At 62.1% G+C, this 21,519-nt stretch carries 19 protein-coding genes and 1 pseudogene; 7 read left to right on the top strand and 13 right to left on the bottom strand.

From position 1 onward, the window contains the following. Window positions 1-932: pseudogene (locus AOT83_RS05930) on the bottom strand (hypothetical protein); the annotation flags it as partial. Between the two features lie 175 nt (window positions 933-1,107). On the opposite strand from AOT83_RS05930, the gene AOT83_RS05935 reads away from it, so the two are divergent. The 4 genes from AOT83_RS05935 to AOT83_RS05950 all read left to right on the top strand — a co-directional run bounded on the left by AOT83_RS05935 (window position 1,108) and on the right by AOT83_RS05950 (window position 3,747). Then, a complete protein-coding gene (locus AOT83_RS05935) occupies window positions 1,108-1,875 on the top strand; it encodes a DUF5336 domain-containing protein (RefSeq protein ID WP_057964192.1) in 768 nt (255 codons plus the stop codon). 166 nt (window positions 1,876-2,041) lie between these two features. Continuing rightward, window positions 2,042-2,341: a hypothetical protein gene (locus tag AOT83_RS05940; RefSeq protein ID WP_057964191.1), complete on the top strand. Its 300-nt coding sequence runs from the start codon at window positions 2,042-2,044 to the stop codon at window positions 2,339-2,341. A 38-nt stretch (window positions 2,342-2,379) separates the two neighbouring features. Beyond that, window positions 2,380-2,694, top strand: a complete 315-nt coding sequence (locus AOT83_RS05945; protein ID WP_016343402.1) for a hypothetical protein — start codon at window positions 2,380-2,382, stop codon at window positions 2,692-2,694. A gap of 243 nt (window positions 2,695-2,937) precedes the next feature. Then, entirely contained in the window at window positions 2,938-3,747 is an 810-nt protein-coding gene (locus AOT83_RS05950) for a DUF6585 family protein (RefSeq protein ID WP_057964190.1), read from the top strand. An 81-nt stretch (window positions 3,748-3,828) separates the two neighbouring features. On the opposite strand, the gene AOT83_RS05955 is transcribed toward AOT83_RS05950, so the two are convergent. The 10 genes from AOT83_RS05955 to AOT83_RS05995 all read right to left on the bottom strand — a co-directional run bounded on the left by AOT83_RS05955 (window position 3,829) and on the right by AOT83_RS05995 (window position 15,855). Then, window positions 3,829-4,992: a hypothetical protein gene (locus AOT83_RS05955; protein WP_057964189.1), complete on the bottom strand. Its 1,164-nt coding sequence runs from the start codon at window positions 4,990-4,992 to the stop codon at window positions 3,829-3,831. After that, window positions 4,989-5,708, bottom strand: coding sequence for a hypothetical protein (locus AOT83_RS05960; protein ID WP_057964188.1), 720 nt, complete (start codon window positions 5,706-5,708; stop codon window positions 4,989-4,991). Before AOT83_RS05960 ends, AOT83_RS05955 begins: the two co-directional genes overlap by 4 nt. Beyond that, window positions 5,705-6,904, bottom strand: a complete 1,200-nt coding sequence (locus AOT83_RS05965; protein WP_131726935.1) for a hypothetical protein — start codon at window positions 6,902-6,904, stop codon at window positions 5,705-5,707. The genes AOT83_RS05960 and AOT83_RS05965 overlap by 4 nt, the downstream gene beginning before the upstream one ends. A 250-nt stretch (window positions 6,905-7,154) precedes the next feature. Then, the gene (locus AOT83_RS27275) at window positions 7,155-7,331 is read right to left on the bottom strand and encodes a sensor domain-containing protein (RefSeq protein ID WP_324610508.1); all 177 of its coding nucleotides are present in this window, start codon (window positions 7,329-7,331) and stop codon (window positions 7,155-7,157) included. Window positions 7,332-7,638: 307 nt separating this feature from the next. Continuing rightward, window positions 7,639-8,001 (bottom strand): hypothetical protein, encoded by a 363-nt coding sequence (locus tag AOT83_RS05970; protein ID WP_057964186.1) that lies wholly within the window; start codon window positions 7,999-8,001, stop codon window positions 7,639-7,641. Between the two features lie 599 nt (window positions 8,002-8,600). Then, the gene (locus AOT83_RS05975; RefSeq protein WP_057964185.1) at window positions 8,601-9,179 is read right to left on the bottom strand and encodes a hypothetical protein; all 579 of its coding nucleotides are present in this window, start codon (window positions 9,177-9,179) and stop codon (window positions 8,601-8,603) included. Continuing rightward, complete coding sequence (locus AOT83_RS05980; protein ID WP_131726936.1) at window positions 9,176-14,563, bottom strand: glycohydrolase toxin TNT-related protein; 5,388 nt, start codon at window positions 14,561-14,563, stop codon at window positions 9,176-9,178. The genes AOT83_RS05975 and AOT83_RS05980 overlap by 4 nt, the downstream gene beginning before the upstream one ends. 94 nt (window positions 14,564-14,657) lie before the next feature. Next, complete coding sequence (locus AOT83_RS05985) at window positions 14,658-14,945, bottom strand: hypothetical protein (protein WP_057964183.1); 288 nt, start codon at window positions 14,943-14,945, stop codon at window positions 14,658-14,660. A gap of 108 nt (window positions 14,946-15,053) precedes the next feature. Next, window positions 15,054-15,563, bottom strand: coding sequence for a YbaB/EbfC family nucleoid-associated protein (locus AOT83_RS05990; protein ID WP_057964182.1), 510 nt, complete (start codon window positions 15,561-15,563; stop codon window positions 15,054-15,056). 28 nt (window positions 15,564-15,591) lie between these two features. Next, entirely contained in the window at window positions 15,592-15,855 is a 264-nt protein-coding gene (locus AOT83_RS05995) for a hypothetical protein (RefSeq protein WP_057964181.1), read from the bottom strand. Between the two features lie 461 nt (window positions 15,856-16,316). Between AOT83_RS05995 and AOT83_RS06000 the strand changes: the two genes are divergently transcribed. The 3 genes from AOT83_RS06000 (at window position 16,317) to AOT83_RS06010 (ending at window position 19,385) form a co-directional block, all read left to right on the top strand. Further along, a complete protein-coding gene (locus tag AOT83_RS06000; RefSeq protein WP_131726938.1) occupies window positions 16,317-16,964 on the top strand; it encodes a hypothetical protein in 648 nt (215 codons plus the stop codon). A 379-nt stretch (window positions 16,965-17,343) separates the two neighbouring features. Next, window positions 17,344-17,781 (top strand): hypothetical protein, encoded by a 438-nt coding sequence (locus AOT83_RS27605; protein WP_131726939.1) that lies wholly within the window; start codon window positions 17,344-17,346, stop codon window positions 17,779-17,781. A 218-nt stretch (window positions 17,782-17,999) separates the two neighbouring features. Next, entirely contained in the window at window positions 18,000-19,385 is a 1,386-nt protein-coding gene (locus tag AOT83_RS06010) for a hypothetical protein (protein WP_131727372.1), read from the top strand. Window positions 19,386-19,389: 4 nt separating this feature from the next. Here AOT83_RS06010 and AOT83_RS06015 read toward each other — a convergent pair whose 3' ends face one another. Further along, entirely contained in the window at window positions 19,390-20,169 is a 780-nt protein-coding gene (locus AOT83_RS06015; RefSeq protein ID WP_109484286.1) for an ESX secretion-associated protein EspG, read from the bottom strand. A gap of 34 nt (window positions 20,170-20,203) precedes the next feature. Then, window positions 20,204-21,367, bottom strand: coding sequence for a hypothetical protein (locus tag AOT83_RS27795; protein WP_157858376.1), 1,164 nt, complete (start codon window positions 21,365-21,367; stop codon window positions 20,204-20,206). Window positions 21,368-21,519 lie beyond the last annotated feature (152 nt).

The following is a 21,519-nucleotide window of genomic DNA, read 5'->3' on the forward strand; positions in this document are numbered from 1 at the left end:
GACTCCACGACCGCATCGCCGGTCGACACACCCACCGGCTCATCAAGTTCAGGGGCATCGGTCGATGACTCAGCCTCAACCGCAACAGGTTCTGAATCAATCGATTCCGGTTCCACAAGCGGAGCGGGAGGCTGCCACGCCGGGACAACATCCTCGACCGGGGCGGGAGCCGCCTCGACCTCCGGAACCTCAGACTCCCCAGGCACATCGACCCGCCCCGACACCTCAGACTCAGGCACCATGACCGCATCACCGGTCCGCGCCGCATCCACCTCGGCAGCATCGGGACGATCCTCGACCACGTCATCCCCGATGCCGGGTTGGGCGACGCCGTCAACCCGGTCAAGCGCCGATGACGAAACTGTCGGGTCCGATACCTCACCCCAGGCCGGAATCTTTATCTCCCAAGGATTATCGACCGGCTCCACAGGCCCAGATACCGGAGGGACCACCGTCGCCTCGTCCCCACCGCTCGATATCTCAATGTCATCAGCTCGGTCAAGCACCGACGGCGACACCGGCGACTCTGACACCTCATCCCAGGCCGGAACCTTCATCTCCCAAGGATTATCGACCGGCTCCACAGGCCCAGATACCGAGGGCACAGCGACCGAGTCGTCGGTCACCGTGCGTCGAGGCTGACTCACCGACTCATCAATGTCGGCAGGCGCAACCACCACATCCGCCTCAACGTCCTCCACGGTCGTCGTTTCTGGAACGTCGGGCGCCGACGGTTCGACCACCTGATCATCATCATCGTCAAGGTCGACGACTTGGGGAGCCTCGCGATCACGGGCGGGCTCACGTTGATCCTTCTTCTTACTGCCGAGCCCCGACAGTGACCAACGCCGTTCTTTCTCCGGCGGCTGCAGCCAGGGAGGACGCGCGATGGATCCCTCGCCCGGCTCCGCCGTAGGCTTCTTCTTAGCCAACGCCCCCCCTTCCAGGTACTGATACCACTCCTAAACCTATGGTAGTGGTGGCCGAAGGACACTCCCAATTCGAGATTGCTACGCCCGTCCTCGATCAGGCAAGACCACGTTTGAGTTAGCCTAAACACAGTGGCCCCACATGCCGGGCCGGGCGATGTAGGAATGTAGGAGGGCCATGTCCTATCCGTCGGGAAACCAGGGGTACTACACCGCCGCGTACAGCGACAGTTTCGGCACTGATGAGAAGCGGCTGTTGCTGCCTCACTACATGGCACTGGCAGTTCTCGTACTGGGAGCCGCGTCATATCTGCTGAGTTTCGGCCCAATGCCCGAAGGACATCCTGGCGCGTGGGGCGTCCGGTTTGCGGTGCTTGCAGCCCTATTATCAGGCTTTGGGCTAATCCCGCGGCAAGATTCAAACCACAAGGTGATCGCCGTACTGGCGGCGGCCGGGTTCCTCGACGCCCTGGCGGCGCTGATCAGCACCGCGAACGGTGGCTGGGCTCTGACGGTGATAGTGGTGGTCAACGGGCTGCAGTCCGTGGTGGCCATCGGCGGGCTGCTGCAGGCACATCCGGCCGGTGAGGCGGAACAGGGCTCACAGGAGGCCTACTCCGAATACTGGGCACAGATGGCGCAGTACTACAACCAGTACCCGGACCAACATTCCCAGCCGACCGAGACAGCGGAACCATTGCAGCGAGGAGCGCACGGGCAATCGGCAGCACGCGCTGTGCAGCACGTGGCCGACCAGTCGGCCAGCTACACCGACTACGTGGACAATCAGAATCCGCGGGGGGCGACTGTCGATCGCCATGCGCCCCAGGCCGCTCAGCCAGGGCAGGCGGGTCTGCCGAGCTTCGCCCGGGCGCCGGGCCAGGCTCCGGGCCAACAGTACGGAACACAAGGTCAGCCGGGCCCGCGCCCCTCTGCCACGCAGTAAATCTGCAGGATGCACAGGTTTGCGCGCCGAGTTTTGAGTTACCTGCTACTCTCGTGCTAGTTAGGGCCTTCAAGGGGGAGGACAACGTGAATGCTCCTCATCCGGCGAACGCTCATCAGTGCGGTCGGAGTTCAGCAGTACACATTGGAAGCAAAGGAAGGACACCATGGAAACCACCGGTAACGAGCTCGACAATGACAGTGGCCTGGCAGTAAGCCCGGCCGAAGCGATGGCAGCTTTCCAGACTGCCCGCCAGCATGGCGAGAATGCACACCGCATTTTCCAAGGCATCGAGGAAGAGCAGCGCGCCATGGCAGCCAACTGGGGTGGCAGCAGCCACGGCTCGTACATGAACGCCTCAGTCTCATACAACGACGAGGCCTCTGAGATCACCAAGGGCCTGTTCAACTTCATCACGGTCAGCGAAGAGGGCGTCAAGCAGCTCCAGTCCTCCGACGACGTTTAACCCACCCAGACCACAACGGATTAAGCAAGGAGACGAACATGTCTGACTCAATTCAGTACGGCAAGGCCGCTTATGGCAACCTTGATGAACTCGCCAGCCACGGCACCAAGCTCGACGCCGCGACCCAGGAACTGCGCGACGCATTCCGGTCCCTGTACCCGGTCTTCGCCGGCCAGGGTGCAGCTGCCGTCGCCGAGGTCGAAGCCGCGGTGCAGCTGAACCTGCAGGACTGGATCGCTCGGCACAGCCAGCAGACCCAGAATGCCGTCGATCAGCACGATGCAATGCACGCCCAGGACAATGCCGTGCGCGATGCGGTGTCCGGAAGCTACGGCGGCGGCCGCGGCCTCTGACGGTCTAAGCACAACGAAACTGCCCGCCTCGTTCTACGAGGCGGGCAGTTTTGAGTTGGGGGCAGAACGAAAGCCCCTTCGTAGTAGTGGCTTCAAAAGCCGCCTCCCACAACGGAACCTGAGTGTTCTCGTCTCATCTCCGGCACCCGGAGTTCGATCGCGTGAACTTGCCGGGCTGCGAGCTAGGATGCGTTCGGAAACCGCTGCAGCCAGGGTTGCAGACCAAAACGGAGGAACCAGCAAATGACCGAATCGAGGTCCCCGGACCCCGCCGTCGGCGCGGTGTTGATGAGTGCGATCCACACCGCCGCTACCAATGCCGGTCTCGGCGCCTACGTCGGCGGCTACCAGTGGCGGCAATCGTGGTTTTCAGTGCCGTTCGCAGGTTTTTTCGGACTGCTGGGCCTGTACCTGGCTACGACGCCAGGCGCGCGCCTCATCGGCGTGATCTTTCTGGTCCCCGCGCTGCTGGGACTGGTGTCGTTCGTGCGGGGCCGCATCCGGATGGCCAAAGGGGACCGCCGGCTGGACCTGTTCGAGCGCGGTGCCATCGTGACCAATCGTGAGCAGGACATCGCGGTGTTCCGATATGCCGCGGCGCGGGTGACACGGGATATCGTCCGACGGACCAGCTCGATGGGCAGCGCCATGGAATACAGCTACACCCTGAGAGAACCAGGCGGCCCGAAGGTGTCCGCCAATGGCGGGACAAGGCTGCACAGCGGTTTCGATGGTCCCACCGAATGGGGTCCCGCCATTGTCAGCGGGATCGTCGGCACGCAGCTACCCGGTGCGCGTCAGGCGATCTCGGCCGGAGACCGTCTCGATTTCGGCCCGGTCTGGCTGAGCGCAACCGAGATGGGGGACACTCTCCACACCTGGCGGTGGCCGGAAATCGCCACGATCTGGATCAACAACAACGTCAACAAGGGTCACGTCGAGCTGTTCTTGCGGGTGAAGCCCAAAAAGGCGGTGATGGTCGAGGCGGCAAAGCGTGTCGAGAACCTAGCCATATTTATGACTCTCGCCGAGGAACTCATCGCGTGCGGATAAGTCGCGCATACAGATCTCGTGATCGTCGGGGCAATCAGGTATCGGACACCGAATACTGTGCTGCCATGGCGACCTCACCGTTCAGTCGATTGGCTGGCGGACGACGGCCGTTGCGTCCAGTTGTGCCATCGCCTCGGCCATGTCGAAAGCGTCAGGGACAACGCCACCAAGCAGCCGGAGCAGGTGCTCGGGCTGCGCAATGCCTGACTCTGCGGCGAAAATCAGGGCGACGGCGTCCGCGGACCGATCGGACAACCCAACACCGATGTCTCTCAACAGCTCTACCGCAGCAGCGGCGGTATCGTTCGCCGTCCATACCTCGGGCATCCCGCCGACAAGTTCGTCCTCGGGACTCCATGGACGGCCATTGTGGTTCAGCCCGACCGCCTCTGGTAGCTCACTGCGATACCAGTGCTGACCGTCGAACCAATAGCAAAACGACAGCATGCCCCGCGCCGCACGGGAATCCAGGTACAGGCTATGCACCCAGGTGGGCGCACCTTGATACAGATCCGGCCACGAGATGGTGCCCCGATAAGCCGCTGACAATAAGGGTGAATCATTGCGGCCGCCCGAGAGCACTGCTCGACCGCCGGGTAGCCGAGCCAATGTGCATCCGCCGCCGTCGCCTTGATGCACTTGGAATGTGGGGTCACAACGCGGCCCAAAGGCAGCATCGACGCCGCGACACAGCGCCGCCAGCACCGCCGTGCGCGCCCACAGCAATGGCAGAGCCGGGATTTCATCATCGGCAATATCGGCACCACTGACACCATCGGCGGCTTGCTGATAGGCGACGCGTGCAGGGCGCAGCTGACGGCCCTCGTTGCCTATATGCGCCAACAGCCACACTGGCGCGCGATCACGCGGATGCTGCTGGAAGTCACGCACATACGCGGCGGCAGGAAGTAATTGGCTTGGCGGGAGTTCGGCGTCGCCATAATCCGGTGCCGCACTGTAATTGCCGCTGCTATCGCAATCAATTAAGAACCGCAGCCAAGGCCCCTGCGAGCCGATGGTCACTCGCCGATGCTCACGCATGGGCTGCACCATCTTCGAGGTCGCCGGAATCGAGACGCTGCCGTCGGTAGTCACGGCAACGGCCTGGGCGATCTCTTCCCCACCTGCCATGCTGAATGCAGCGTGCACCGTCTGCCAGCCCGGTGATGCGACCGACACCAGCGCTTCCAGCACTTTCTCGACTAACGCTCGGGTGTCTGCGCCCGTGGTTTCTTCGATAGTCATGCGGACGTCTCCTCCAAGAATCCTCGTTCAACGAGTGGCTGGAAGGTGGGGGTTTGACCGTCGGGAGCGATGAACACGTACTGGGTGCCCCCACCAGGGCCAGCTGCTTCGCCTGCGATATCGGATCGTTCGATGTGCCAGCCGGGTGGCAGTCCCTTGTCAGCGTGCACCGCGAACATACGGTGCTTGGCCTGGAACAGGTCTCGGGGAATGGCGCGTTTACGACGGGGGGTGTCTGTCGGCGTCAACGCGGTGCGGTCTCGCCACCCGAGTCGGTCGTCAAGTACTAGCCCATCGAGTTCGGCGATCTCGGAGGCTGTGAGGTTATGGATAGTTCCTTGTACTGCATAGCGTTTGACCACATCGCGGCGGCGGGGATTGATGTTGAATTGGGCATTTTCGAACCAGGTGTCGATGACGATTGCGATGGCGCACCACGATGCGGCGCCGATGACCAAGGTGATCCACGGGTAGTAGACCGTGGTGCCGGAGTTTCGCCAGGCCAATACGATGCCGGTGAGGTACTCGGCAACAACCACTACTGGGGGAAGGACGACGGCGGCGATAACCAGGTAGGACTGAATCGCCGGGGAGTCGTCATGGATTGCATCGCTCATCAGCATGGCAAACGGTGCGATGCTGATGACCACCGCGACTCCGATAAACACGGCGACGAATCCAGCGATGGTCAGCGCGGTATCGAGGGTGGGGCTCATCGGGTCAAGCCGGCAAAGCGGAGTTGCTCATGTGCGGCCCGCAGATCGGCGTTGGGGTGGCCAACGAAGGCGGCGGTGAGCAAGTCAGGGGTGACGGCGCGGCCCTCTGCTGCCGCCAGCAGTTGCCCGCAGGCCCATTCGGAGCCCGATCCGATCACCGCCGTCATAGCCGCAATGCATTCCTTGGGGGTCCAAATCGGCGGCAACGGGTCATCGAGTTCGTCGAAGGTGTCGGTGTCTCCACGCCACCACTGCCCCTCGGTCCACCAGTAGCAAAAACTCAGCAGTCCGTTTTGGTTGCGGCTGTTGAGCACGGTGTCGTTGACCCAGTCCGGGGCGCCGCGATATAAGTCCGGCAGCGGTTGGTGTCGTTGGTAGGCCGCGGCAAGTAGCGGTGAATTCCATCGCCCACCCGAAAGTACTGCCCGATCACCCGGCAGCAGGTACAGAGTGGAGCCGCTGCGTGCATCGGATTCGTACCAGGCGAGACCGGCATCGATCCGTGGACCCCACGGCGAGCGGGCTCCGCTATATACCGCGGCCAGTACGGCCCAACGGATGAACGTCTGGGCTAGGGGTTCGATGTCGTCGGTGACGACACCGCGGCGACCGGCCCCGATATCGGCCGCCGCGGCCGCCGATGCTTGGGCGGGCGTGCGGCCCTGGGCGGCCGGCCCGGCTATGTAGCCTGCGAGCCAAATCGGTACCTGGGGGCGCGGGTAAGTGGCGAGGTCGGCGCGGTAGTTCTCGGCAGGTTGCAGCTGGTCATCGGGAAAAGGCTGGTCACCGTAGTCGTAGCTGACTTGCAGCCGACCCTGATTGGTCACGTTCAGCAGCATCCGCCACCACGGCCCAGCCGACACCTGCGCACTCACGTCACGTTGTTGAGCAGCCTGCGCCATGACCGACGCGGGTACCGTCACCGGCTGCGCCCCCTGGGCGGTGACGAACCCGCAGGTGGCACTGCCCGCCCGGATTGTCAACGCGAACACCGCGGTGAACTCCAACCACCCCGGCGGTCCCAACGCCGCGATGTCCCGGACGATCGGGTCGACCATCGCCGAAGCCCGCGACCTGACCTCCGCGTCATCGGCGGCCGTGCCGGGATCAGAGGGCCCGTCTTCGACGAATGAAACGCTGCGCACGGCGGGCGCATCGTTGGGACGCCCGTCAGGGCTTTCATAATCAGATGGCACAGTACCGCTCCCCTCGCCTGACCAGGCATGATCTGCTGATCAACCCTTCATGGTCGCCTGCAATTTTCATCTGCACGTCGTCGTCCAGGTTGCGATACGACAGCGGGATCTCCCTCAGGTAGCCAGCGTTCGCCAAGTCTACAAGCGGGCACGGGAAGTAAGGGCTAATGCCACCGCCCCGCCGCGGGTGCGATGCGACCGGGTCTATCTAAACAACGAGGAGTAGTGATCGTCCGCGCCGCACAACAGTTCACCGGCCAGCGCTGGTGGTGGCGGCAATGGCTTCGATGAGTTGACGAGCCTGATCGGTGTCACTCCAGTAACCGCTGACTTGAACGTCGATGATGACGGTGCCACAGGCGACCAGTGCGCGTTGTACGGCCCACCCGCCACCGTCTTCTTGAGTGCGACGGATCGCCAGCATCAGCCCACAGCTGCGCCTAGGCGAATCGTGCCTCCGTCGCCGCCGGCAGCAGACGGGAAGTCGATGACGGCCTCGATAATTTCGGTAGCCGACGCAACAGGGCGGCTATCGGTGTTTCGATCAGGGTGTGGATTCGCGTCCTAGTCCACCCGCTCTGGCCGTAGGCAGCCAGCTGCGCCGGGATGAATGCGCGCAGGCAATCACGGTCCGTTAGACATACCCAATCATCGAGAAGAGCGTCACTGGACTCCGATAGTTCCATGCTGGAGACGCGAGTAACACGGCGGCCTGCGCGGGCGTCGCCAGGAAACTACTCGAGTTTGCGTTTCGGCCATATCTTCGAGCGGCTGACCACGAAGAATGACAGAAAAAGGGCACCGATCAAGGAAAGCAGCACACCGAACCCGATTTGGACTTTGGCGCCGTGGTGTTCGTAAGCCAGCTGCCCGTCGTAGTCGTTTTCCCGGTGTACGCGGTATTCGTCGATCTGGCAGGTACCGCCGCGGCTCATGGCGACGCCATAGCAGTAGGGCTGATCGCGGTTCAGGCCATCCAGACCCCAGTGTATGAGCGCGATTCCCAGAGGCAACGCGCCAACGAGGAAAGCCCAAACCACGACAGTGACCATGGCGACAAGGATCGGGGACGGTGTGCGTTCGTTACCCGACGGCATCACCGCAGCCTAGCTGTCGGCGGACAGCACGTCCTGGACGCTCGGCGAGTCGTTGGCTACCGGGCACAGCGGCGCACGTCCGGCGTGGAGGACTTAGTCGGAGGCAGACGAAGTACCTCGCTCCTCCTGGCGAGGAAGTTTCGGCGATTTCATACCGGACTGCGCCGTAATCGTCATACCCGCCGCAGCAGCGGCATCTAAAAAACCTTGCGGCGCAATTATTCTGCTTCGCCAGCGGGTCTTTCTCATACGTAAGCCTGTTTATTCCAGTCGTCGCCCGCGTAACGCCAAAGGTTCAACTCTGCCAAGCCTTGTTCCCGCGAGTGCAACATCGATCTCCCGAACTCTTGATCCCAGTCATCGTGAAGGCAACCACGCCATTCCAGTCCAACCTGCTCGCCGAAGTCGGAGAAATGCCCCGCCAGGTCACCTCTTCCATTCGGACAAAGAATTGATGATGAATCAGCGGCGAGCGCCCCCGGGACAGTTGATGATCCAGTCAGTGTCGCGAAAATACGTCGAGATACCGCTGCCGACATCTGACTTGTCCAGCGGACCGGCAGAATCAGACAGGTTCGGCACAACCTCGTAGAGTCGACTCACAGTTGAGAGGTGATCGAGGCCGGGAATCCATTCAGCAGCAAGTAATCTAACTGTCTGTAAGTCAGTGGCAATAGGTGATTCTCAGGTCGAATACCACCAGCTTGCAATACGAAATAGCGGCTCGGGTCAGATTTCAACTCGAATTTCGACACATAACGATCGAGCGAAACCTGACGCACTCGGTCATCGAGCCCCTCGTCCTCCCAAGCCCATTGAACGGGATCAAGACGGAAGTCCATACGTAGGCTCTCGCCGAGATCCCAGATGATGTATTTTCCGGCGTCGTCAATATCCGAAAAGAAGGCCACTAAGCTTTCGTGGGGCTCGTTGCGGCGTTCTGTTGTGGCTCGCAAAACGTTGCATCCACCGTCTTTCGGTTCGACTATTAGCGATGTCCAGCCCTCGCAGGGGTAGCCGTCGCGGAGGTGAAGTCTGCCGTCTTCCCATACTGGCGCGTTCAGTGAGAGCTGGCCAGCGTACGAGTAGGTTCGTCGCCAATTCTCGTATTGGCTGATTAGCTCAACAAATCTAGGATCAGCAGCCGCGAAATCCGGGTTCATGACGATCTCTCTCATCTACCAGTGGTCTCACGAATCAGCCGGTTCTTTAGTAACTGATCAACCGACACTGGGTCTCCGGTGGCTCTGTCGATGACAGCCCATTGGTTGGCTCCGCCTGGCTGACCGAAAGCTGACTTGGCTGGACCGTAGTGCACCTCCCAGTCTAGTCCATCGGGTATTGACTTCCCGGTGCCTTCGAATGTGTGGTACTGGTTAGCTACGCCTGGTGGCATGGCACGCGTAGCCAGTGGCGCGCCCTCATCTGCCATGAATCCGCCTCCATTGGAACCGAGTCGGTCGAGCTGATATCCCTGAGGAATCCGGTCGGTGATGGTGGGCAGTCCGGCGAATCCATTGTTGGGCGCTTGGCCATCCCAGTCCCATCGGGGGTTTCCGTCTCGTCCAGAGACTGTGAATTCGTGTTCGAACTGATCGATGGTGCGGCCAGCGAGTGGGTCGTAGCCGTCGGTGACCGTACTGGGAACGCCACCTTCATGGAGGCGCGCTACATCGTCCGCAGGGTTCTGCATAAGCTCAAAGGCATGCTGAGGCGATAGACCATAGTCCTGGCCTTCCACGGCCGGAGCCTTCGCTGGCTGCGGCACCGGATGCTCGCTCACGTTGGGCGCAGCGGGACTGCCCGAGTGGTCGCCGGTGTGCTCGCCGGACGCAGCGGGTTGCGAGCTACCGGTTTTGTCGGCAGTCACCTGCCCCGGGTCTGGCTCCCGGTATCCCTCATGCCAGCGCGGATCCCAGATCCTTCGATCCGATGAATACTGACCGCTGACATCGTGGTCAAGCCGCAAAGGCCGGCCGGCTGCAGGTTCGTCGGTGCGCCAACCCGGTTGCCATCCGGGGCGGTCATCAACGGTGCGAGGGACCTCGTGATGGACCTGGTCGAAATGGCCGGCCCCGATGCGGCCGAAATTCGCCAACGATTCGGTACGCACACCCAGGATCGGATCGAACTTGTAATACGCCGTGTGGGTGCTGACCGTTCCATGTTTCCCGGAAAGGTGATCCATATGTTGAGGGAATTCGGCGGTGACTCGCTGACCCCCGAACCCTTCCATCGCCGGATCGAAACCCAGACCCTTCCCGAAGAACCGTCCCGCCGAATCGGCAGTGCGCCCACCCAGCATGGTGATCGGGTCTCGCGAGGATGACGCGACGAATACCTTGTCGCCGACACCGAAATCGGCAGCTTTTCCGATGGGTCCGGCCCCGGGCGATCCGGCCAACGTGACACTGCGGACCTCGTTGCCTAACCGGGCGCCTTCACCGGCGAAGCTGGAGGTGGTCGTCCCGTACGAGTGGGCGAATATGTCGTTGGTGGAGAAGTGGCTGCCATCCCCGGCGATCACGTCGCGCGCAGCGTTGAAGGCAGTGATATCCCCGTGCAGGATGTCGCCGCCAGCGCTGGCTAGCTTCGTGTGCGAGACATCCCACAGTCCCTTGAACAGGCCTTGTGGCGCGTCATAGCCGATCCAGGCAATCGACGACACCTTGGTGCCGCCTTCCTTCCACACAGATTCCAAATGCGCCCGTGCGTTTTCGAGATTGCCCCCGATCTTGTCGATCGTCGTGGAATAGCCCGGTACGTGCCAAGACACTGCATCCGCACGGAAGGGGTTCTCGCCGACGCTGACCACCATCCGACCGTCGCCACCGAAAGCGTGCGGGTCAAACGCCAGGATATTCACCTCCCCGCCATGCTTCTGTGCCCAGCTGTGCGCGTCATCGAGAGCTCGCTGGATTCCCTCGTAGCGCTTCAGCTCTTTGCGTTCGGCACGGGTCAGGTGCTCGCCGGCGTCCTTACGGGCTTGCAACTCGTCGTGTAGTCGGGTCAGCTCGTGTGTGCTGGCCTCAGTGCGAGCCCACGGCGGAATGCCCTCGGCGTTACCAATCTCTCGGGGGTAGGTGTCGATCAGTGCACGCTGCTCTTCACCGCTCAAGCGCTCCCACCAGCGGGTATTGTCTGCCGCCCGCTGCTCATTGTGCGGGTCGTTGCCTAGCTGACGTCGAATCTCATCGGGGGAAACAGGTGGTTCCCGCCGCCACAGCGCATCGTTCGCTATCTCGCGGGCGTGCTCGGCATCGGGATGCGACGCCACATCCCGGCCGGCCTCGTTGGGATCGCGATCAACACTGGGCTCGGAGCGGGCCGAGGGATCGTGATCCTGGGATGCCACCGACTCTTCCGGTGCCGAGTCACGGCCCGTGGAGAGCTCCTCCGAACGCGCGCTCTCAGTTCGAGCAGGCTCAGGTGAGATAGGCGCCTTCGCCTCCGGTTCCGACGTAGGCGGCTTCGCCTCCGACTCCAGACGCGCACCCTCAGTTCGAGTTGGCTCGGGCGCGGTGGGCGGCTTAGCCTCCGGTTCAGCCGACGTAGGCGCCTTCGCCTCCGGTTCAGACGTAGGCGGCTTCGCCTCCGACTCCAGACGCGCACCCTCAGTTCGAGTTGGCTCGGGTGCGGTGGGCGGCTTAGCCCCCGACTCCGACGACACAGGAGGCTTGGCATCCGACTCCAAACGCGCACCCTCAGTCCGAGCAGGCCCAGATGACGTAGGTGGCTTAGCCCCCGACTCGGCTGCGCCTGTCGGTTTGGTCTCCAGATCGGTCACGGTATAGCGATCGGGCCCCAGCTTGCCGCCGTCGATGACGGCCTCTGACGCACCGTCAGGCAACTTGCCGCCCGGAAGCCACTTCTCGTTGGCGCCGGCCTCATTACCCGAAGGTATGCGCGCGTTAGCGCCGTGCGGTTCTGGGATGTCGATGCGGACCAGCTTGTTGGAGTCCAGGAACCCTTCCGTCAGACCGAGTTCCCTTTCCATCGCCCGCGGATCACCTTGGGTTCGGGCCAGCATCGCATCGGCTTCGACCTTAGGCATAACGAAGGAAGTTCCGTCGCGCTGCGCAATCCCATACTTATTCAGATTGCTCTCGGGCATGAACCGAGTGGCGCCCTCGCTGAATCTCTCCAAATGCTGCTTGATGTACTCCGGCGGCAGATAGCTCTCTGGGGGCGGACGGTCACCCTTCTCCATCGCTCTAATCTCATCCGACATTTCCTTACTGATCGGAACGTCGCCGAGTGGTTCATTGGGGCCACGCGGCTGCTCACCCCCGGAGTCGTCAACACCGGCACGTCTGGGTTCTGTTGCGGTGCCGGAGTCGCCGGAGCGAGCCGACGACCTGTTGGGATCGGCGGCGGTTCTGGCTCCCGAGGGTGTAGCGCTGGCGCGACCTTCCTGTGCCCGTGCCACCGGTTCACCGCCGATGGCGGGCATCGCCGGTGGAGCCACCGCCGGCACAGCGGGATCAGCCGATTCGGAAAGCTTGGGGTCCGCGGTTGCCGGACCTCGTTTGCCGTCCTGCCCCACCTCGGAGTCCGGGGTTTGCTTGGCGGCGTGGGCATCTGAATCAGCGGAAAGCCTTGCCCCCGATTTACTTTCCGGTGACACCGGAACCTTCTGCGCCGCAGGTTGGCTTTCGGGCGCGGGCCGGGGAGCCGCGGGCTGGTTGTCCGGTGCCGTTTTGGGCGCGGCGGGTTGGCCGTCGGATGAAGTTCGGGCCGCGGCGGCCTGATTATCCACGGGGGTTCTGGCTGCAAGATCATCGGCTGACCGCGGGACGGGCTGCTGCCCATCGGGTTTAGGCGGCTCCAGTTGCCCGGCGGGTCGGTCAGCGGGTGCCGACGGCTCGCTCGGTGCCCTCGGCGCTTCTGCTGGCAGGCCACTCTTGCTTGGTGATGCAGTGGGCTCGACGCCGACGTGGTCGGGGCGCAGCGAGCGGGGCTGCACAGGATCGCCGCCCGACGCTGATTGCCGGTGAGCATCGGTAGCATGCGCGGGCTCTGCAGCGCGGTCGCCGCTGTTGGACGGGCGGGGCTGGGCTTGCTCTCCGGCCGGGGCAGGTCTGTCGGCTGCCGATGCCGGGCGATCGGAAGCCTCGCTGCTTGGCGCTGGGCGATCGACTGCCTCGCTGCTAGGGGATCGTGGGGTTGGCTCGCCGGTGGTGGCTGGCGCTACCGGACGATCACCGGTGGTAGATGCCGCCGGGGCAGGTCGCGCGGCGCTGTCGGCGACGTGCGCGGCTGGACTAACGGGGTGCGCTGCCGATGGGGAAGCACCCGTCGGTACCACGCCCGCCCGGGTTCCGGTCGGGGTGTTGGTCGGAGTACTGGTCGAACCGCTGTTGGATTGGGGGCCCTCGGCCCGGGGCACACTTGGTGACCCCGCCTCGACACGCGGGCCTGACGACGCGGCAGTTGGGTTCGACGCGGCATGACCGTTCGGGGTGCTCTGTGTGGTGTGTTGACCGGCGCCCGGGTCGGCGGCGGTTGGGCCGCCGGCCTTCGGCGGATCCGATCCCAACCGCGCGCCCCCGTCATGCGAACCGGCGCCCTGCGCACTGGAAGTGGCGCGGGCCTCGGCGGGCGATGGTGCCGTCGAACTAGACCTGTCCGAGGCAGCCGGATGTACCTCACTGATGTCACGGTAGCCAGTGGAACCGTCGGCATGTGTGGGGTTACGGTAGCCCTTGACACCGTCGATTCCGGCAAAGGCAACACCCTGGGCGAGTGCTTTCCCGAAATCTAAGTGACCATCCACGATTGGCTGTGCGGCCAGCCCACCGGCGGTGTTCGCAACGGTGCTGACACCAAAGTCCTTGGCGCCGTTCGCAAAAGCGTTTCCAAGCTTGAAGTTCGCACCGACAGCTGTGATCGGCGCAGCAACCGCGCCCATAATCGCCCCGCCCGCCACAGCTTTGCCGAACTCGCCCCAGTTGAACCCACCCGGCGGGTGCGTACCAGTGGCAAATTGCAAACCCTGCGAGGTGAGGTCGCCCGCGATCGCCCCGACTACGCCCGCAAAAGCCCCTTCGAGAATCCGCGCCGCAATCGCAACGATGACCTTCGTGGCGACCTCGCCTAGCACGCGCGAAACGGCCCACCGCAAGGCGGCGAGAAGTGTGACGCGCGTAGCCGCCGCCGCCACCGCCGCGCCGCCGCCGAAGGTCCACCAGGCTGTAGCTGCGATGGTCGCCGCCAACGCAGTCAGTGCGATCCAAAACGTAGTCTTGGTGTCATCGATCGTGTTCGCAACGTTGTTGACGCTGTCAGCTATTGAGTTCAGCTGGCCGACCATTTTACTGACATCGTCCGGAATGTCCTGAAACAGCCGGACTAGCTTGTCGTGATACTCGCCGGAGGAAAAACCCTCCAGGGTCAACTGCCGCCCATCTTTAACAATGTCTTCGAGTGCCTTCAGGTCAGCGGCAAATTTGCGCCACTGCGTCGCCTGCTCTCTACAAGCATCCTCGTCGCCATCGGGATATCGCATCCCGACAAGGACCTCAAGTATCCCATTCAGGGGGCCCGGAAGACCCTGACTCATCCTAGAATGCCCCCCTCAGCAAAATCCCCGACCGCTGCGCCATACGAGTCGCACAGTGCAGCTGGCACCGAAATCAGACTAATTCGTGGAGCGGCTAACCAGCCTCACCGCCGGTCTGGGTAACAATGGAATTGATTGCAGCAGCGAGGTTTGGCTCGATGGTCCCCAAGCCCTTGGCCAGATCCTGCACATTCTTGATGGCTTGCGCACGGTTGGGGTCGAACTTCTCGGCGAACGCAGCGCCGATTTTATCGTTGCTCCATGGCGAATCGGTCAGCTCTCCAACCCCTGTGGCCGCTGCCGATGCGACCTTGGCAGCCTCACCCCACTTGGCGGCCCCCGCCCGGGCTGGCCCCTGACTGAACTCAAACTTCCCGGCCATCGCGATCTCCTTGCCCCTGCCTGAATACGTATCGTAGCTAATAGACTACGATAACCCCCGCGGGTAAGAGGCGCCTCCTCAGTTTTTCGAAGCCCATGGCCTTGGTGGCTACCGACGATCGAGCACCGTCATCGGTGGTTCCGGATCGTCTGGCCCATCGCCGTCATCGAGCTGTTCGGCCATAGCCTGGCGTTCCCGTGAATTGGGCGGCGAGAGGGGCACGGTCGGTTGCAGTTTGGCGAAGTCGTCAATCGTCCCCATGGCCCCGACACCTGGTATGCCCGCCCCCAGAGCCGACGTCTGCTTCAAGATGTCGGCCTGAAATATCTTCGACTTGTCATTCATCCTGGCCGCCGCGGCCTGGGTCGCTTCCAACATCGATTCCGCCACCTGGGTGCTGGTAGCCTCGGCGAACACCTCGTCGTCGACCTCGACTTGTACGACGATTCCCTGAGCGTTCACCCACACCCGCACCAAATGGTCCTTGGATCGGGCATCGGCGGTCTCGATAGCCATACGTTGCGCGGACTCGGCAATAGCGCCCAGTGCCTTGTCCATATCGGACATGATCGTTTCGAGATCGACATCATCTGAATCCTGGAACAGTCCGTCGAACATTCCCACGACAACTCCTAGGTGTCTCGTGTTAGACCGGCGTCCCGCGGTTACTGCCCGGTTGCTGCAAGAGCAACCCGTCACACTCGTGGCGACGGCATGCTTCGATGAATGCCAGTGCCGCCGTGCTGTCGGCCAGGAACTCGCGGTACTGCGCAGGGCTGAGTTCGTAATACTCTTCGTAGTCAACGATTCCGTTGCTCACGGGTATCGACGCGTAGTAGCGGCCCGAAGTCGATTCGACGCCGAGGGAGTACCTGTCCTCTTTGGAAAAGTAGGTGTCGTCGAACTTCATCGCCCCTCCGTTTGCCCACCCTGGGCTGCGGCAAGTGTATAGCCTCGCACTCCGAAGTTCCCGAACTTTGGCGCGCGCGGCCTACTAGGCTAGGTATGCCTGATGGTGAGGGCCATGATGGCCAAAACTGTAAAGACCGGGACAACAGCAGCCTGTAACAACGATAAATTGTAGACCGCCAGCTCACGGACGCCGTATGAGAACTGCTCACCACCGCAGCTTGACAAATGAGTTACAGGCACAGCCGGGGGCCGCCACGGCCGCGCTAGTCTTGATCGGTGTCCGGAGGCGTCAGCGGTGGTCAAGTGTGTAATGATCGCGCCTTGATCGAGCATGCAGTCATGCTGTTGCTGGTGGAGGCACCGACGGGGTGGACACATCTACATGCTGAATTCGAACCGTCGTCGCCGGGCGCGCCAGCTGCGGCATCAGCGACGACTCCCGACGGGCATCCTTCGCCAATGGATGTGCCGGCGGAGGTCCTCGAGAATTTAGCCGAGCATCAGCATCGTGCCGCGGCGGCGGGGGCACCGTGGCGGAGATTGATCCTGGATTGTCATTCCGACGGACGACTGGCAGTGCGCACCGAGCCAGCAAAAATGCCCGCACTGCGGCGATCGCTGGTTCTCGTGTTGACTGCCTTAACAGTGGGATGTCTGGTCGCGGCAGCGGTGGTGTTCGCAGTCGACTGGCGATGGGGACCTCCGCCGCGGGTGGAGGTGGCGGCGTTGCCGGACCCGCCGCCGCGCCAGAAGGAAACGTTCGCGGTAATTTCGCGCTGGATTGACGCAGAGAACCACGCCGACGTGGCGCGGATGCGAACATTGATCTGTACGCATCCCGCGCCGTCGGTGCTGAGTTGGCTCAGTTCATTGCAGGATTACGGCCAGCGGCAAGGGTTGCTTGTTCTGGACGCCGTAACTCGTTTTCGGGACGCAGGCTCACAGGTCTGGGTGACGGTGGCCGTGCGGGTCCGTCCGCTAAGTGAAAGCCAGCAACAGGAAGTAGCGGCAGCCCAGCAAGAAGGCGGGTTTTTCGCAGACGAGTACACGTTGGACGACGATGGAACCGGACTGAAAGTCTGCGATCTGTCCGTGGTGCCAGGCTGAGACAGGGGCCATGGTGGATCACGACGAGGATCGGGCATTGATCGAACAGGCGCTGCGGTTGGTGCTGACACATGCGCCAACCGCTTGGGAGCGCGTCCGTCTGGAGTTCGGCGCCGGTAGAGCCGCTACGGCATCTGCGACGATCGGGCGAGAATCGTCGGTGATCGGACTACCGGACCAAGCAACGCATCTGCTAATACAATATTGCAGCCGTCCGGGACGGCCGCGGGGTCGTACCGTTGTCGAGTGTGACGACACCGGTGCAGTCGCCATACGCGCCGAACCCTTGATCCCCCAAGCACTTCCGGCTCAGGCCACGAGTATAGAGTCGCCAAAATGCATTTCGTCGAAGCCAGCGCTGGGCGGGCGGCATCTTTTGATGGCGCGCCTGTGGGCGGTAGCGGCAGTGGCGGCCATGGCGCTTCTGGTGGTGGCGATCGTCGGCCGTGATCAAGGTGAGGGGCCAACCTTACGTGCCCTCGCTGCCGGTGAATCCATGTCCGACGAGCAGGCACGAACCATAGCGGACACGACTGTTCGGGTGTGGGTGCGGGAACGCAACGAGCGTCATTTGGCTAACTTAGAGGCGTTGTCGGTAGCTGAACCAGCCGATCTCGTGGCTCGAGAACTCGGGGAGATCAAGGCGGGGCGCCCGTTTCGTAAAGAGATTCGCGTGCTCGCCACCGGCGCGCTGACCCGTCGTGGGGCGGTGTGGGGGCTCAATACACACTTGGACGATCAGAGTTTGGTATTCGTGATGCGGATTGAGGGCGGTGAGTTGCGGGTCTGGGCGGTGGGTTCTGCGCTGACCCCATGACGATTGTGGTTGCCCGTCAACCGATCCCGACCACTAGGGTGGTTCGAGAAAAGGAGGAGCCATCGATGACGGACTCGGGTGTGCCACCGGAAGGATTTCGTTGGGTGGAATCGAGCGATCAACTGTCGGCACCGTCTGGGGTGTCTCCCTCCGAGGGCAGTCAGCTGCGGCGCAACCGGCGATGGTGGGTGGGTGCGACAGCCACAGCAGTCGTCGTCGTGTTGGTTGCGCTGCTGTGGTGGTGGCCCAGTACTCAACGGGGCACTAACGACGCCAACGGTCGCTCGCCTGCCAAGGAAGCCCCAATCGGGACTCCACAAGACTCATTGATTTCGTTCTCGTTGGACCGCCAGCCGGTGCCGGCGTGGCAGCTAAGCGCCGCCGAGGTCGGGCTGCCGCCGCAGGTGAAGGTCGGCAATCTCTTTGCCGCAATCGGACAGAAGGCGTTTTTCGTGTCCATGTTCTGCGGCACGGGAAATCGCTGCGTGGATCCTAAGGGCTGGGTGTACGGGGTCGACACCGCGACAGGGGCGCGGCTGTTTCCACCGGTACAGCTGGACGGATTTCATGGAGATGCTAAAGCTTGCTACACGAACGGTCCCACGACAGCGGTTTGCGTAAACCCCGATTGCCCGCAGGAGGCAGGTTACTGCCAAGGGTTGGAGCGCGTGTGGGTGATCGATCTGAATCACGGCGCGATCATCTTCACGGGACTCCCCCAGGTGCATTCTCAGGACAGCTCGGGCGAGAATATCGATGAGCCGCACCTGCTCGCGGTGGGAAATTATCTTGGCGAGACTCGCCTGGTGGCTACCGTCAAAGGCAAGGGCGTGTACGGGATTGGGCAGCACGCCGAGTTGACATGGTTCTTGGCTGGCAGTGGGGAGGTGTTCCAGGCGAATGCCTCGCAGGTCGACGACCTTCCACCATTGACGCTTGCGGCGCAAACAGCGACCGACAAGGAGGCGTTTCGGGTATTTTCCGTCGACGGAAAGGATTTAACGCCGACACCACCGCCGGGCATCACACTACGAGATGCCCAAGTATACAACGGCGGCTTCGCGTACGAGTACATGAAGGGCATTCACTCCGGCAGTCCTTCAGCCGGAGTGGGGCTGTACGACACGGACGGGCAGCTGCTGGCCCAGATACCCGACGTGGGGTATCCGCAGCAAAATGTGGCCATGCCCATAGTGCGCGCGGGTCCTCAGTTGCAGGTCTACACCGCCGCAGGAAAACTAGTCACCAAGGTGGCCGCTGGGGAGGCCGCTCGCTCCCGCATCATCGGGGCCAAACTCTACATCAACAGCGGCAGTGGCGACAGCTGGCAGCAGTTCGATCTCCTCACCGGCCGACCAGGCCCCATCTGCACAATTAATCTCGCTGGATCGTCCTATGTCGGTTCGGATGGAACCACCGTCGTGACCAGCACTGTCCAGATCACTGCCGAGGCCTACCGCCGCAACTATGTGGCAACCGACACCTCCACCTGTCAAACCCGATGGGAGATACCCGGAGAAGGCTCGCTGTTCCTCTGGAAGGCAGGTCGCGGACTCATCCAGGCGAACGAGGACACCCTGATAGGGCTACGCCCACCAGCCTGACCGTTTACCCCAGACCACGGGCGGCACGGATCTCAGCGACATCCTCGGCGATGAGTTCGTCGACTCGACGGACCAATCCAGAAGCGGTCATCGGGGTCAGGTGGGTAAAACCTGGTGCGTAAATGTAGTCGCCGTCACCCATGAATCGAACCCACACGACCGCCTTTTTGCCGCGGTCGAAGCTCCAGTCGCGGGCCGGTTGCCAGCGGCTCTGCACTCGCGCAAACGCAGTCACCTCCTCATAAGGCACCGTCAGGATCTCGGGATCTTCGATGCGGTGTCGAACAGACACCGCATCAACGTCATCGGGTTCAGTATTGACCGTCGGCCGCGGTGCAAACTCGGGGATTACCACCTTCGAATGTTTACCGGGTTTGCTCGTTGGGATTGAACCGGTGATCGCCGCCCCTAATTCGAGTGGCGAAACCGTATAGACGTCAACGACGTCTTCGTCGGGATTCTGAATTGCCAGGTAACCCATTTGATTGGATCGGTGTCCCAGCACCCGGACCCGAGGTTTGTCCGGTATATCCACGACACATTCCACCCGAATATCTGCATTCACGTAGGTGGAGAACCATCGGCCCAGGTCGGTCATATCCCCATCTTTTGTCCGACCACAAATATCTCTTGCAAACGCAGCGTATTCGTCGTAATTAGCGAAACGGGACGCTCGGGTATGAGCGAATGGGTGTGGCATGAAATCCCGACCGTAGGATTCGCTGATAGCGTCGACGCCGACGACCTCGATACTTCCTACACGATGAAGAGCCACGCTTGCCACGGCGCGGGACTCTATCACGTGTGTGGTTGCCCGGCTAGGTCGGTTTGGCGGGCGTAGTTTCCTCAGGTTCGGCGCCCACTACCTGCACGACGGCCTCAGCTTCATTGAAGATGCCGTGCTTATTGTGGTGCAAGGCCTTACTCGCCTTATGAATTTTATCGCCTCCGGCGGCGCCCCGCTGCCCGGCGGCGGGAGCACCTGAGCCCGGAGCTCCTGCAGCTCCGGCATTGCTGAGACCCGCGCGAGAGACGGCCGCATCGGGTTTGGTCCCTGCCGCCATACGAGTAGCGGGGTTAGCGGTGGGCAACTCCTTAGCCACTCCGGCACCAATGCCCCCTCCTTTACCGGCGCCGCCGCCCCCTGCGAACCCGCCGGGCTTCGCTACACCATTGACGCCTTTGGATCCCAATCCCAGCACGCCTTCGGGGAGTCCGCCTTTGTTTCCGTTGAGTGCGCTTCCGAGCGCCTGCTGAGCCGCGTTCACTGCTTGTTGCGCACCTTGTTGCGCAGCTTGTCCGGCCCCCTGCGCGGCTTGCTGAGCTGCCTGCGCACCGGTATTCGCCGCGTTACTTGCACCACTCAGTGGATTGTTTGAGGAATCCGCTGGGGCGGCCTTCGCCGGTGTCGTAGGTGTCTTGAGCGCGGATATTTGCGGTATGGAGGGTAGCCCTGGGCCAGGTCCAACTCCCAGACCGGGACCGGGACCGGGACCGGGACCGGGACCGGGACCGGGAATCTGCGGCGGCGCAAGAGGCGCCGGCAGGTCCGGGTGGTTGTAGCCGATCATATCGATCGGAGGGTTGTACGCCTGTTTAACAAATGTTTGTGCGGCATAATTTGATTGATCCATACCGCTCTGCGTCTGCGCATTACGACTATAGCTATCATAAGAGTCTTTAAACCAGGTTTTTGTCGCCGACATATCGCGGGAGAACATATCGACTATGTAATCCATGCGACGAGCCCCACTGGCCGTAGGCTGCAGAGAGTCTCCTAGGTGCGCCGCCTTCTCCAGTATGGACCTGGCTGTTTGACCTTTAATACTTCCGGGATTCGTCAGCCAACCGCTGATTGCGGTATTCGCATCGCTAAGCTTGTTTCCCGCGTTTGCCCAATCATTGTGCTGATTAGGAGCTACGTCGTCGTTAGCGTTGATGATTCCGTTATAACCCTGCAGGAATGTGGTGATATGCGCCAAGGCGACACGTCGATAAGCTCTACTACTGTTCGGTCCACCCTTGTCAGCATTAAAGTCATTGAGATGTCCGGCAATTCCGTATATATCCGGCCGGATCTCCGAAGGTCGAAACCCCCACGTAGTCTCGTTTGGATCCGGACGTGGGATATTTA

This window comes from Mycobacteroides sp. H001 (assembly GCF_001440005.1).
Lineage (GTDB): Bacteria > Actinomycetota > Actinomycetes > Mycobacteriales > Mycobacteriaceae > Mycobacterium > Mycobacterium gwanakae.

Excerpts from the sequence above, each read along its gene's own strand:
- AOT83_RS05975 (WP_057964185.1), bottom strand. The coding sequence starts at position 9,179 with ATGAGAGAGATCGTCATGAACCCGGATTTCGCGGCTGCTGATCCTAGA.
- AOT83_RS05970 (WP_057964186.1), bottom strand. The coding sequence starts at position 8,001 with ATGCCGTCGGGTAACGAACGCACACCGTCCCCGATCCTTGTCGCCATG.
- AOT83_RS27605 (WP_131726939.1), top strand. The coding sequence starts at position 17,344 with ATGGCGCGCCTGTGGGCGGTAGCGGCAGTGGCGGCCATGGCGCTTCTG.
- AOT83_RS05985 (WP_057964183.1), bottom strand. The coding sequence starts at position 14,945 with ATGGCCGGGAAGTTTGAGTTCAGTCAGGGGCCAGCCCGGGCGGGGGCC.
- AOT83_RS06000 (WP_131726938.1), top strand. The coding sequence starts at position 16,317 with ATGGATGTGCCGGCGGAGGTCCTCGAGAATTTAGCCGAGCATCAGCAT.
- AOT83_RS05945 (WP_016343402.1), top strand. The coding sequence starts at position 2,380 with ATGTCTGACTCAATTCAGTACGGCAAGGCCGCTTATGGCAACCTTGAT.
- AOT83_RS05935 (WP_057964192.1), top strand. The coding sequence starts at position 1,108 with ATGTCCTATCCGTCGGGAAACCAGGGGTACTACACCGCCGCGTACAGC.
- AOT83_RS05960 (WP_057964188.1), bottom strand. The coding sequence starts at position 5,708 with ATGAGCCCCACCCTCGATACCGCGCTGACCATCGCTGGATTCGTCGCC.
- AOT83_RS05955 (WP_057964189.1), bottom strand. The coding sequence starts at position 4,992 with ATGACTATCGAAGAAACCACGGGCGCAGACACCCGAGCGTTAGTCGAG.
- AOT83_RS05940 (WP_057964191.1), top strand. The coding sequence starts at position 2,042 with ATGGAAACCACCGGTAACGAGCTCGACAATGACAGTGGCCTGGCAGTA.
- AOT83_RS05980 (WP_131726936.1), bottom strand. The coding sequence starts at position 14,563 with ATGAGTCAGGGTCTTCCGGGCCCCCTGAATGGGATACTTGAGGTCCTT.
- AOT83_RS05995 (WP_057964181.1), bottom strand. The coding sequence starts at position 15,855 with ATGAAGTTCGACGACACCTACTTTTCCAAAGAGGACAGGTACTCCCTC.
- AOT83_RS05950 (WP_057964190.1), top strand. The coding sequence starts at position 2,938 with ATGACCGAATCGAGGTCCCCGGACCCCGCCGTCGGCGCGGTGTTGATG.
- AOT83_RS05990 (WP_057964182.1), bottom strand. The coding sequence starts at position 15,563 with ATGTTCGACGGACTGTTCCAGGATTCAGATGATGTCGATCTCGAAACG.